11 protein-coding genes are annotated in these 12,088 nt (G+C 71.0%); all 11 read left to right on the top strand.

Annotation, left to right across the window (positions count from 1 at the left end; all coding sequences use genetic code 11):
- Positions 1 to 11 precede the first annotated feature (11 nt).
- The 11 genes from AC0VYB_RS11645 to AC0VYB_RS11595 are packed head-to-tail and all read left to right on the top strand — an operon-like array spanning position 12 to position 12,085.
- Positions 12 to 1,121 (top strand): hypothetical protein, encoded by a 1,110-nt coding sequence (locus AC0VYB_RS11645; RefSeq protein ID WP_009380028.1) that lies wholly within the window; start codon positions 12 to 14, stop codon positions 1,119 to 1,121.
- Positions 1,118 to 2,311: an HAD-IIA family hydrolase gene (locus AC0VYB_RS11640; protein WP_063250341.1), complete on the top strand. Its 1,194-nt coding sequence runs from the start codon at positions 1,118 to 1,120 to the stop codon at positions 2,309 to 2,311. The genes AC0VYB_RS11645 and AC0VYB_RS11640 overlap by 4 nt, the downstream gene beginning before the upstream one ends.
- Positions 2,304 to 2,519 (top strand): hypothetical protein, encoded by a 216-nt coding sequence (locus tag AC0VYB_RS11635; RefSeq protein WP_095376822.1) that lies wholly within the window; start codon positions 2,304 to 2,306, stop codon positions 2,517 to 2,519. Before AC0VYB_RS11640 ends, AC0VYB_RS11635 begins: the two co-directional genes overlap by 8 nt.
- Positions 2,516 to 3,370, top strand: a complete 855-nt coding sequence (locus AC0VYB_RS11630; protein WP_063248810.1) for a TlyA family RNA methyltransferase — start codon at positions 2,516 to 2,518, stop codon at positions 3,368 to 3,370. The genes AC0VYB_RS11635 and AC0VYB_RS11630 overlap by 4 nt, the downstream gene beginning before the upstream one ends.
- Positions 3,367 to 4,308 (top strand): NAD kinase, encoded by a 942-nt coding sequence (locus AC0VYB_RS11625; RefSeq protein ID WP_179952600.1) that lies wholly within the window; start codon positions 3,367 to 3,369, stop codon positions 4,306 to 4,308. Before AC0VYB_RS11630 ends, AC0VYB_RS11625 begins: the two co-directional genes overlap by 4 nt.
- A complete protein-coding gene (gene recN, locus AC0VYB_RS11620) occupies positions 4,309 to 6,012 on the top strand; it encodes a DNA repair protein RecN (protein WP_063248811.1) in 1,704 nt (567 codons plus the stop codon).
- Between the two features lie 15 nt (positions 6,013 to 6,027).
- Positions 6,028 to 7,278: a putative cytokinetic ring protein SteA gene (gene steA, locus AC0VYB_RS11615; RefSeq protein ID WP_063248812.1), complete on the top strand. Its 1,251-nt coding sequence runs from the start codon at positions 6,028 to 6,030 to the stop codon at positions 7,276 to 7,278.
- Positions 7,275 to 8,225, top strand: a complete 951-nt coding sequence (locus tag AC0VYB_RS11610; RefSeq protein ID WP_009380013.1) for a copper transporter — start codon at positions 7,275 to 7,277, stop codon at positions 8,223 to 8,225. The genes steA and AC0VYB_RS11610 overlap by 4 nt, the downstream gene beginning before the upstream one ends.
- A 1-nt stretch (position 8,226) precedes the next feature.
- Complete coding sequence (locus tag AC0VYB_RS11605; RefSeq protein ID WP_313450814.1) at positions 8,227 to 9,099, top strand: hypothetical protein; 873 nt, start codon at positions 8,227 to 8,229, stop codon at positions 9,097 to 9,099.
- Positions 9,096 to 10,880 (top strand): murein biosynthesis integral membrane protein MurJ, encoded by a 1,785-nt coding sequence (gene murJ, locus AC0VYB_RS11600; protein WP_119297008.1) that lies wholly within the window; start codon positions 9,096 to 9,098, stop codon positions 10,878 to 10,880. The genes AC0VYB_RS11605 and murJ overlap by 4 nt, the downstream gene beginning before the upstream one ends.
- The gene (locus tag AC0VYB_RS11595) at positions 10,877 to 12,085 is read left to right on the top strand and encodes a glycosyltransferase (RefSeq protein ID WP_131247817.1); all 1,209 of its coding nucleotides are present in this window, start codon (positions 10,877 to 10,879) and stop codon (positions 12,083 to 12,085) included. Before murJ ends, AC0VYB_RS11595 begins: the two co-directional genes overlap by 4 nt.
- The last annotated feature ends 3 nt before the right edge of the window (positions 12,086 to 12,088 follow it).

Raw genomic sequence — 12,088 nt, 5'->3', positions numbered from 1 at the left:
CGAAGGCCGCGATGGCCCGCGCCGGACGCGTCGGCCTCGTCCGCGAAGCACTCGGCATCGCCGCCTACCACGTCGAGAAGTACGACGAAGCCGTCCGCGAACTGCGCACCCACCGTCGCATCTCCGGCTCGAATGAGAACATCGCGCTCATCGCCGACGCCGAACGCGGTCGCGGCAAACCGGAGAAGGCCCTCGAACTCCTCGAATGGTCGAAGGAAGCCGAGCTCGACAACGACACCCGCACCGAACTCGTCATCGTCGCGGCCGGAGCCAAGTCCGACCTCGGCGACATCGACGCCGCGCGCAGGCTCATCGAAGCCGAGGACTTCACCCAGCGGCCCGGCGGCGCCCTCGTGCGCCTGATGGCCGCCTACGCCGAGGTGCTGCGCCTCCACGGTGAGACCGAACTCGCCGACAAGTACAAAGAGCTCTCCCGCCGCACGGCGAAGGCCACGGGAACCCTGTTCGGCGATGAGGAGCCCGACCCGAACTTCGGCGTCGAGATCGAGACCATCGAAGAGATCCCCGACGAGGAGCTCGAGGGCGAGGCACCTGCCGAGACCGGTGGTCAGGGTGACGACACCGACGTTGCCCCCGAAGGCGACCTTGAGGCGGCAGAGACCGACTCGTCCGAGTCGGTGGGTGTCCCGACCGATGCGGTGAGCGATTCGGCGCCTGACGACGACGCGGACTCAGGTGACGTTGCGAAGTCCGGCGACGCAGAGCGCGCTGACGAATCCGCTGCCTCTGCCACCTCCGGCGCAGAGGACGACTCGAACGCCCCGGCCGACGGCAGTGCGACCGATGCGAGTTCTGAGGAAGCCGCCGCTGACCAAGCCGCAGCCGAGGATTCGGCAGCCGCGCCGGCGAAGTCCGCGAAGACGCACGTCTCCGAGAAGGAACTGAAGAAGGTCAAGGTCTCCGAGGACGAGATCGAGGCCGAACTCGACGAGATCCTCGCCGAGGCTGACGCCGACTCGGACGACGACGCTGAAACCACCGACGCTGACGCGGCCGACGCCGCTGACGCTGACACCGCCGATGCCGACTCCGCCCCCAGTGACGCGGCCGAGGCCGCCGACGACCCGAAGGGATCGGACTCGGCGAACGGAGATCGGTGACACCGGGCGCTGAGCAGGCCCGCGACCTCGGCGTCCCCGCGGGGACGCCGATCGACGGCGTCCTCTTCGACCTCGACGGCGTCGTCTACCACGGCCCCGACGCCATCCCCGGCGCCGTCGAGGGGATCGCTGGTCTCCACGATCGCGGCATCCCCGTCGGCTACGTGACGAACAACGCCACCCGCACCGCCGAGGTGGTCGCCGACCACATCTCCAACCTCGGCATCCCGACCGAGCCGAACGAGGTCATCACCTCCTCGCAGGTGCTCGCGGCCCGCCTCGGCGAGGAGTACGGCACAGGGGCGAAGATCCTCCTCATCGGCACGACGGGACTCTCGACAGCACTGACCGAGGCCGGACTGACGATCGTCGACTCGCTCGCCGACGAACCGGTCGCACTCGCGCAGGGCCTCGACCCGCACATCGACTACGCGGGCATCGTCCGCGCCGCCGAAGCGATCGCGACCGGCCTCGACTGGTGGGCGACGAACCCCGACTACTCGATGGTCGGCCGCGCGAGCCGAGTCCCCGGCAACGGCGCCTTCGTCGACATGCTCGCCCGCCTCACCGACCGGCAGCCGCGGATCGTCGGCAAACCCTCCCCGGATGTCATGACGCATGCGGGGCAACGGCTCGGCGCTCGGCGACCGCTCATGGTCGGCGACCGCCTCGACACCGACATCGAGGGCGGCAACCGCGCCGGCTTCGACACCGCGCTCGTCCTCACCGGCGTCCACGACCTCCACGATGCGCTCACCGCCGACCCGATCCGACGCCCGACCTTCATCCTCCCGACACTCGCCGACCTTCCACGCGTCCTCGATGCCGCGACGAGTCGGCCGGTCGGCTCCACCGCGCCCGACAATGGTCGCAAAACCGAGGCGAAAACGCAGAATCGGCCCATCGACCACCATTCTTCGACCGCAAACGGGGACGGTGGAAGCGTGCAGGCCGCAACGATGCGATTCTCTGGTCACCCTGCCGAGGAGAATGCGCCGAAATCGCCCGCGGACCTCGGCGCAGCGACCAGCAAATCGCGGGGGACTGGTGGCGACTGGACTCTCGACCTCGCCGAGGCGGTCCGCACCGACCCGGCGGCGATCGAAGCGGCGCTGCGGCTCGCCTGGAAGGCGATCGACGCAGGTGAGAGCATAGAGCCGGGAAATCTGCCGAGGAGGATCGATGACTGACGCGCCCACCCCAGGCAACCGGCCGACCCCAGGAGCGCCCACGCCAGCCCCCGCCCCAGCCCCCACCCCGGGCAGTGTCAACAAGGAGGTTCCCGCCGAAGCGTGGAAGCGCGGCCTCGCCGAGACGGCCGAGGCCCCGGCCGCCGAACGCCATACGGCACTCTCCGCCCTCCTCGACGACCTCGAGACGCAGGTGGGCTCCCTGTGAGCCGACCGGGCGGGACCCGACTCGACCGGGCCCTTGTCGACCGCGGTCTGCTGCCCTCCCGCTCCCGCGCCGCCCGCGAGGTCGCCGCCGGGCGCGTGAGCGTCAACGGCACTCCAGCGACCAAACCGTCCACTGAGGTCGCCGACACCGACGAACTCACCGTGAGCGACCCCGACCCCTGGGTCGCGCGCAGCGCCCACAAACTCCTCGGCGCACTCGACGACTTCGGCATCGACCGCCTTGACGGGCTCACCGCCCTCGACGCCGGAGCCTCGACCGGCGGCTTCACGCAGGTCCTCCTCAGCCGCGGTGTCGATGAGGTGTGGGCCGTCGACGTCGGCCACGACCAGCTCGCCGCGACCCTGCGCGACGACCCGCGTGTCCACGTCCGCGAAGGCCTCAACCTCCGCGACCTCGCAGACTCCGACGTCCCCGCCCACAGCGCCGACCTCGTCGTCGCCGACGTCTCCTTCATCTCCCTGCGCCTGCTCGTCGAACCACTGCTCGGCGTCGTCCGCCCCGGCGGCGAACTCCTCCTCATGGTCAAACCGCAGTTCGAACTCGCCCGCTCCGTCCTCGACAAGCACGGCGTCGTGACGAAGCCCGCCGACCGCCGGCGCGCCGTCGAATCCGTCCTCGCCGCGATCACCGAGGCCGGCGCCCGCGTGAGCGACATCGCCGCCTCATCGCTGCCGGGACCGAGCGGAAACCGCGAGTACTTCCTGCGTGTTCGACCCGAATCCACCCCGGGTGCGTCCGATAGGCTCGTCACGGCGGAGATCCCCGACCGCCTCGACGCGATCATGCTGGCCCAGAACATGGAAGCCCAGAGTGTGGAAGGAGAGTCGTGAGCCGGTACATCATGGTGCTGCTCCACCCGAACCGCGAGGATTCCGCGGTGGCGGCCGTGCAGGTGTGGAGGGCGCTCCTCGACGACGGCATCACCCCGGTCGTCCTCGATGAGGAGATCCTCGACATCTCCTCCCGCAGCTCGTACCCCGACGTCCACCAGGACCTCCTCTCCCGCTGCGTGATCATCAGCGCCAGCCAGCTCGCGACCTGGAAGTCCAAGTGCGAACTCGTCATCGTCCTCGGCGGCGACGGCACGATCCTCCGCGCCGCCGAGCGCTTCCACGGCTCCGGCGTCCCCCTCATGGGCATCAACCTCGGTCACGTCGGATTCCTCGCCGAGAGCGAGAGGGAGGACCTCGCCGAGGCGGTCCACCGTGCCTCGGCCCGCGACTACCTCGTCGAGGAGCGGCTCGCCCTCGACGTCACCGTGTGGCATGAGGGAGAGCAGATCTACTCGGCATGGGCGCTCAACGAGGCGACCGTGGAGAAGACCTCGAAGGCGCGGATGATCGACGTCGTCCTCGGGATCGACTCCCGCCCGGTCTCCGCGTTCGGCTGCGACGGCGTCATCCTCGCCACCCCGACCGGCTCAACCGCGTACTCGTTCTCCGCCGGCGGACCGATCGTCTGGCCCGAGGTCGAGGCCCTCCTCCTCGTCCCCATCTCCGCCCACGCGCTCTTCACCGAACCGCTCGTCGTCAACCCGAACTCCCGCCTCGGCGTGGAGATCTCCCCGTCGAATCCCGACTTCGCCGCGGTCCTCTGGTGCGACGGCCGCCGCGCCCTCGAACTGCCCGCCGGGGCACGCGTCGAGGCGAAGCGCTCGGAATCGCCGATCAAGCTCGCCCGCCTCCACACCGGCCCGTTCACGGACCGGCTGGTCGCGAAGTTCCGCCTGCCCGTCTCCGGATGGCGGGGACCGATCGAAGGAGGCTGAATGATCTCCGAACTGCGCATCTCCCACCTCGGCGTCATCGCCGAGGCCGAGGTCGAACTCGCCCCCGGCTTCACCGTCGTCACCGGTGAGACCGGCGCCGGCAAGACGATGTTCGTCTCCGCCCTCAGCCTCCTCATGGGGGAGAAGGTCGGAGCTGGGGTCGTCCGCAAAGGCGCGGAGAAGGCCGAGGTCGAAGGCATCTTCACCGAGGTGCCGGGCACCGTGCAGACCCGCATCGAGGAGGCCGGAGGCAGCGCCGACGACGAGGCGATCATCTCCCGCACCGTCGCCGCCAAGGGCCGCGCCCGGGCGACGGCGGGCGGACGGACCGTGCCGATCGGGGTGCTCTCCGAGATCGCCGACGACCTCATCACCCTCCACGGTCAGTCCGAACAGCTCAAACTCAAGGGCCAGGCCTCCCAGCGCCGGCTCCTCGACGCCGCCGGGGGACCCGACCTCGCCGAGGCGGCCGCACAGTACTCGCGGGCCTTCGAGAACTGGCGCGAGACCGAAGCCCGCGTCCAGCGGATCAAGGATTCGACCGCCGCCCGCCGCGAGCGCATCCTCTGGCTGCAGGGCTGCCTCGACGCGATCGACGCCGTCCGCCCCGTCCCCGGCGAGGACGAGGCGCTGAGCGCACTCGCCGCGAAGCTCGGCGCCGCCGCCGACATCACCCGCGCCGTCGGCGGTGCCCATGACCTCCTGCTCGGCTCGGACATCGACGAGACCGGGGCCGCCGTCGACCGGGTCCACGAGGCGATCAGCGCACTGAGCGACGTCGAGTCCTCCGACCCCGAACTCGTCCGGATCCGCGAGGGCCTCTCCGACACCGTGCTGCGCCTCTCCGACGCCGCCGCGGAGCTGAGCTCCTACCTCTCGGGCTTCGACGAGCTGGGGGAGACCTCGCTCGAGGAGACCGAAGCCAGACGCGCCGAACTCGGCTCACTGGCCCCCTACGGCGAGACCGTCGAGGAGGTCCTTGCCTTCGAGACCCGCGCGGCCGCCGAACTCACCGACCTCGCAGCCGAGGACCGCGACCTCGACCAGCTCGACGGCGAACTCGAGGCCGCCGAGGCGGCCATGCGCGAGGCCGGCGCCGCCCTGAGCGCTCTGCGCCGGTCGACCGCGGAGTCGTTCTCGGCCGCCGTGAGCGAGGAGCTCACCGCCCTGTCGATGCCCAAGGCACAGGTGCGCTTCGAGATCACCGAACGCGAACCCGCCGTCCACGGCCTCGACGACATCCGCCTCACCTTCGCCCCGCACGACTCCTCGACCGGCGACGACATCGCCAAGGTCGCCTCCGGCGGTGAGCTCTCCCGCGTCATGCTCGCCATCGAGGTCGTCCGCGCCGCCGAGGACGGTGTGCCCACCTACGTCTTCGACGAGGTCGACGCCGGCGTCGGCGGTCGCGCCGCCGTCGAGATCGGCAGACGCCTGGCCAAGCTCGCCCGCCATGCCCAGGTCATCGTCGTCACCCACCTGCCGCAGGTCGCGGCCTGGGCCGACACGCACGTGACGATCGTCAAGGACGACGACGCGGAGACCGTGCGCTCGGGCGTGCGGGAGCTGAGCGAGGACGACCGGGTCGTCGAGCTCTCCCGCATGCTCGCCGGGATGGAGGACTCCGCCTCGGCGAAGGCCCACGCAGCCGAACTCCTCGACTCCGCGCGGCAGGTCAAGGCCGGTGCCGCTGCGGCAACATGAGAGAATAGGCGAACCATGAAAGCGCGCAGACTACGGGAGAACCCCCCTGTCCCGACCCGGTCCGATGCGGCCCCGGCCAAGCTCGACCGACGGACGAAGGACCTCACGAAGCGCTTGGCCGCCGGTGACATCGCGATCATCAAGCACTCCGACATCGACCGCGTCTCCGCCGAGGCGCTCGTCGCGTGCCGCCCCGTCGCCGTGATCAACGCGGACAAGTCGATCTCCGGCCGGTACCCGAACCTCGGCCCCGGCATCATCGTCGACGCCGGAATCCCGCTCATCGACGCGACCGGACCTGAGATCTTCGACACGGTGAGCGAAGGCGACGAGATCAGCATCGACGGCGGCACCGTCTACCGGAACGGCACCGAGGTGGCTTCGGGCGTCTTCCAGACCCCGGAGACCATCGCCGAGGACATGAACGAGGCCGAGGCAGGAATGAACTCCGTGCTCGTCGACTTCGTCGACAACACGATCGAGTACATCCGCAAGGACTCCGACCTGCTCTCGGCCGAACTCGTCGTCCCCGAGGTCCGCACCGACTTCGCCGGCCGGCACGCGCTCATCGTCGTCCGCGGCTACCACTACAAAGAGGACCTCGCGATCCTCGCCTCCTACATCCGCGAGTACCGGCCGCTGCTCATCGGCGTCGACGGCGGCGCCGATGCGATCCTCGAGGCCGACTACAAACCCGACATGATCGTCGGCGACATGGACTCCGTGTCCGACTCCGCGCTCACCTCGGGCGCGGAGATCGTCGTCCACGCCTACCGCGACGGACACGCGCCGGGCACGGAGAGGGTCAAGGCCCTCGGCGTCGACTGCGTCGCCTTCGCCGCCTCGGGCACGAGCGAGGACATCGCGATGCTCCTTGCCGACGACAAGGGCGCCGACCTCATCGTCGCCGTCGGCACCCATGACACGCTCATGGAGTTCCTCGACAAGGGACGCAAGGGCATGGCCTCGACGTTCCTCACCCGTCTGCGGGTGGGGTCGAAGCTCATCGACGCCAAGGGCGTCTCCCTGCTCTACCGGCAGCGGATCTCCAGCCTGCAGCTCGCGGTGCTCATCATCGCCGGACTCGTCGCGCTCGGCGTCGCCATGGCGGCGACCGCCGCCGGGCAGACGTTCCTCGGACTCATCGGAGCCCAGCTCGACGGCGTCTTCGGCTGGATCGGCTCCCTGTTCGGCGGGGATCCCGCCGCGACCTCAGAATCCGCCGGCACGATCTGGGCCGGACTCGACTCAAGGACTCTCTCGTGATCGACTTCCGCTACCACCTCGTCTCCCTCGTCTCGGTGTTCCTCGCCCTGGCCGTCGGCATCGTCCTCGGCGCCGGCCCCCTCAAGGAGCCGATCGGCGAGTCCCTGCAGAGCCAGGTCGACGCCCTGCGCGCCGACCGCGACGACCTGCGCACGAAGCTCGACGCCGCCAACGGCAACATCGAGAAGCAGAACGAGTTCGTCACCGCCGCGGCCCCCGAGCTCATCGGCGACACCCTCAAGGATGCGACGGTCACCGTCATCTCCGCCCCCGAGGCCGACCCCCAGCAGGTCGAGGAGGTGACGAACCGGATCAAGGAGGCCGGCGGAACGATCGCCAGCGACGTCTCCTTCGTCGACGATGCGCTCAGCGTCAGCGGCGCCGGAGAGTTCATGACCACCCTGCGCGGACTCGTCCCCGCCCTGCCCGCCGATGATGCGACCGCGCTGCGCGCAGCCCTCGTCATCGCGCTCACCGGCAAGGCCTCGATGCTCGCCGAGGGCAAGGACCGCGACGACGCCGAGGCGAAGGCCGAGGAGATCTTCAACGCGTTCGTCGACGCCGGGCGCCTGCGCACGGACACCGACCACAAGACGACGGACCTCTTCGTCATCATCGACGACGAGAACTCCCAGCTCGCCGAGGAGACCGAACCGAGCCCTGAGGCCACCGGCGACATGGCCTCCCGCGACGCCGTCACCGAGTTCGTCAACGCGCTCACCAACGAGGCGACGTCCGTCGTCGTCGCCGGCGACGCCGCCTCGGCGGCCAACGGCCTCGTCTCCGTGCTCCGCACCGGGAAGTCCCGGGCTTCGACCGTCGACGGCCTCGGCCTCGGCGCCGGGGCGATCATCACGGTCCGCGCGATCGCCGCCGGCCGAGCCGGCACCCACGGCCACTTCGGCTTCGCCTCGGACGCCGAATCGATCCTGCCCGGAAGGGAATGACATGATCCGAACCCTCGTCAGCTCCGCCGTCGCCGGTCTCGTCGGATACGGCGTGACGAAGGCCGTGCTGAACTCCCCGCTGCGTCGCCATGAGCGCGCGGTGCGGACGAACCATGCCGGACGCGACGTCTCCCTCGTCGAGGGCCCGGCCGTGACCGCAGGACTGCTCGCCGGCAGCGCCCTCATCGAAGATCCGCGGCAGCGGGCGGCCACCCTGCTCGCGACCTCGGTCTCCGGCGTCCTCGGCGCCGTCGACGACTTCCTCGAGTCCGGGTCGTCGAAGGGCCTGCGCGGTCACCTCAGCGCCCTCGCCCACGGACAGGTCACCACCGGGGCGATCAAGGTCACCGGCATCCCCGTCGCCGCGATCATCGCCGCCGCGATCCTCGGCCCCGACAACCGTCGCCACCACGGACTCCTCGACGCCTTCCGCCCCGCTGAGACGGCACCGTGGTGGAAGGCGAGCATCGACACCGTCGTCGCCGGCGGGGTCATCGCCGGCACCGCGAACCTCTTCAACCTCCTCGACCTTCGCCCCGGACGCGCACTCAAGGTTGGTCTCCTCGTCCTCGGCCTCATGCCGCATCAGCGGCAGCTCACCTGGGTGCCGACCGCCGTCGTCACCGGCACGAGCCTCGCCGCGTGGCCCGACGACCTCGACGGGTCCGTCATGCTCGGCGACACCGGAGCCAACGCCCTCGGGGCTGCCATCGGCACGACCGTGGCGGCGAACACGAGCGCCGGAACGCGCGCGGTCCTCCTCGCCGTCCTCGCCGGCCTCACCCTGGCCTCGGAGAAGGTCTCGTTCACATCCGTCATCGAATCCACCCCCGGACTGCGTGAGATCGACGCCTTCGGGCGCACGGTGAAGTGAACCGGCTCCTCCGGGTCTTCGCCTCCGCGGCGCTGCTCGTCTCGATCATCACCCTGATCACCCGGCTCGTCGGGTTCCTCCGGTGGCTCGTCTTCTCCAGCACGGTCGGGGCCGGCACCGTCGGCACCGCCTACCAGAGTGCCAACCAGGTGCCGAACATCCTCTTCGAGGTCGTCGCCGGAGGCGCACTGGCGGGAGCGGTCATCCCCCTGCTCGCGATCCCGCTCGCCCGCGCCGACCGGGACACGGCCGGGCGGATCACCTCGGCGCTGCTCACCTGGGCGGTGTCCGTGACGCTGCCCCTGACGATCGTCCTCGCCGTCTTCGCCGAGCCGATCGCGACTCTCCTCGTCGACTCCGCCGGGGACGAACAGGTCGCCACCGCCTCCTTCCTCCTCATGTTCTCCCCGCAGCTCGTCCTCTACGGCATCGGCGCCGTCCTCACCGGCGTCCTCCAGGCGCACCGGAAGTTCCTCTGGCCGGCGTTCGCCCCGCTGCTCTCGAGCCTCGTCGTCATCGGCTCCTACATCACCTACCGCGGTGTCGGCGGCACCGACGCGACATGGGAGACCCACATCGGATGGCTCGGCTGGGGCACGACCGCCGGTGTCGCCGCCCTCGCCCTGCCGCTGGCCCTGCCGATGCGCTCGACCGGGCTGCGCATCCGCCCCACGTGGTCGTTCCCACCCGGCGTCGCCCACCGGGCGCTGCGCCTCGCCGGGGCCGGCATGGCCGCACTGCTCGCCCAGCAGGGAGCCGTGCTCGTCACCCTCGTCCTCTCCAACCGTTCGGGCGGCACCGGCACGTTCGTCCTCTTCAACTACATCAACGCCGTCTACCTCCTGCCCTACGCGGTCCTCGCGATCCCCGTCGTCACCGTGATGTTCCCGACCCTGTCGACGTGGGTGGGCCGGACGAAGGACGACGACGCCGAGGCGGCCGACCGTGAGGCGGCAGGAGTGCGGCTGCGCGCGATGACGGCGACGACCTCGGCGGTCATCGTCACCATCGGACTGCTCGGCACCGTCATCCTCTTCAGCGCCGCCGGACCGCTGGAATCGTTCTTCACCTCGATCGATGCCGTCGGCGGTCGTGACGCCGCCCCGTTCTCGGCGATGCGCACCGCGATCATGGTCATGGCCCTGGCCGTGCCCGGCTGGTCGTTCATCGCGTGGGGCTCACGGATCTTCTACGCCCTCGAACGCTCCCGCCACGCGGCGGCGGCGACGACGACCGGGTGGATCCTCGTCATCGTCGGCATGGTCGCGGCGATCGCCCTCACCGAGGCGAACGGCAGCCCCGAGCGCACGCTCGTGGCCATCTGCGCGGGCTATGTGCTCGGGATGAGCGCCGCGGCGGCCGCGCTCCTCGTCTCAATCCGCCGGGTCCTCGGCTCGGACGCACTGCGCGGCATCCTTCGCCGCGGCCTCCACTCGCTCCTCGCCGCAGCGCTCGGATCCGCCGCAGGCGCGCTGGCCGCCTGGTGGCTCGCGGGTCTCATCGGCACCGCCGCCGTCCCCTCGGTCATCGTCGGCATCCTCGCAGCCCTCGTCGGCTGCCTCGTCTTCGCCGGCATCCTCGTCCTCGACCGCGGCTACGTCGCCGAGGTGCGCGGCATGCTCGCCTCCCGCCGACAGACCCAGGGACCCGCCGACCCCACCGTGCCCACCGCCCCGGAGCCGGGTCCCGACCACGACGGGCCGGGCATCCCACCCTCGACCCCCGGAGCCGCACCCCAGCGACCCGGCCCCGCACCGCAGAACGAGGAGGAGAGACCATGAGGATCGTCTACGTCATCGGCACGTCGACCGGCGGAGTCGGCACGCACGTGCGGGCACTCGCCCGCGACGTCGCCGCCGCCGGCCACGAGGTCGGCGTCATCGGCCCGGCCCAGACCGACGAGCACTTCGGGTTCTCCGCCCTCCCCGGGGTCCGCTTCGCCGCCCTCGATGTCGGCACCGGCGTCGATCTGCGCGACACCGTCCTCGTCACCCGGCTGCGACGCATTCTGCGCGGCTTCGGCCCTGACATCGTCCACGCCCACGGCTTCCGCGCCGGACTCATCGCCCATCTCGCGACCCGTCTGCTGCGCCCGCGGCCGACCTTCATCGAAAGCCTCCACAACCAGGCTTCGGGCACCGGCATCCGCGGGAGCGTCGAGACCGGCATCGAACGGCTGCTTGCTCGCGGGGCCGATCTCACGCTGGCCGCGAGCACCGACCTCGTCATCCGCGCCCACGACCTCGGTGCCCGCGACGCCCGCTTCTCTCCGGCAGCGGCCCCCGCGATCCGGGAGGTCGGCGCCGCCGAGGCCCGCGCGACGAGGGCGGCCCTTGCCGCCGAGTACGACTTCAGCGAGGACGCCGTCATCGTGCTCGCCGTCGGCCGCGTCGCCCCGCAGAAGAACTACGGCATGCTCGTCCGTGCCCTGGCCCGCCTCGGCGACACAGTTCCGGCCGCACCGGCCGACGCCGCCGCACCGACCGACGCCGCCGCACCGGCCGACGCCGCCGCACCCCGCGAGATCGTCGTCCTCGTCGCTGGGGCCGCCGATGAGGCGGTGCTCGCCGAGGTCCGCGCGCAGTATGCAGAGGCCGCGACCGCCTCGGCGCTTCCGGCCCTCCATTTCCTCGGAGCCCGCGACGACGTCGCCGCGCTCCTGGCCGCCGCGGACGTCTACGTCCTCACGAGCGTCTGGGAGGCCCGCGCCCTTGTCCTCCAGGAGGCGCTGATGACCGGGCAGGCGATCGTCGCCACGGCCACCGGGGGCACCCCGGAGCTCGTCGGGGACTCAGGCGTCCTCATCGACTCCGACGACGACGAGTCGCTCGCCGATGCGATCGGCACGCTCGCTGAGAACCCCGCGCTGCGTGCCGAACTCGGGGAGCGGGCCAGGGCCCGAGGACGGGAGCTGCCCGACGAAGGCGACGTCGCCGCCGAGCTGCTCGCCGTCTACGCGGAGACCCAGCCGTCACCGCGGGACTGAACT

The organism is Brevibacterium sp. Z349TD_9, from assembly GCF_056173565.1.
The sequence above is the reverse complement of the archived record's forward strand: the minus strand, read 5'-3'. Positions and strand labels throughout refer to the sequence as shown.

What these genes read in the sequence shown, in the direction of transcription:
- AC0VYB_RS11645 (WP_009380028.1), top strand. Translation starts at nt 12, where the DNA reads ATGGCCCGCGCCGGACGCGTCGGCCTCGTCCGCGAAGCACTCGGCATC.
- AC0VYB_RS11635 (WP_095376822.1), top strand. Translation starts at nt 2,304, where the DNA reads ATGACTGACGCGCCCACCCCAGGCAACCGGCCGACCCCAGGAGCGCCC.
- recN (WP_063248811.1), top strand. Translation starts at nt 4,309, where the DNA reads ATGATCTCCGAACTGCGCATCTCCCACCTCGGCGTCATCGCCGAGGCC.
- steA (WP_063248812.1), top strand. Translation starts at nt 6,028, where the DNA reads ATGAAAGCGCGCAGACTACGGGAGAACCCCCCTGTCCCGACCCGGTCC.
- AC0VYB_RS11605 (WP_313450814.1), top strand. Translation starts at nt 8,227, where the DNA reads ATGATCCGAACCCTCGTCAGCTCCGCCGTCGCCGGTCTCGTCGGATAC.
- AC0VYB_RS11595 (WP_131247817.1), top strand. Translation starts at nt 10,877, where the DNA reads ATGAGGATCGTCTACGTCATCGGCACGTCGACCGGCGGAGTCGGCACG.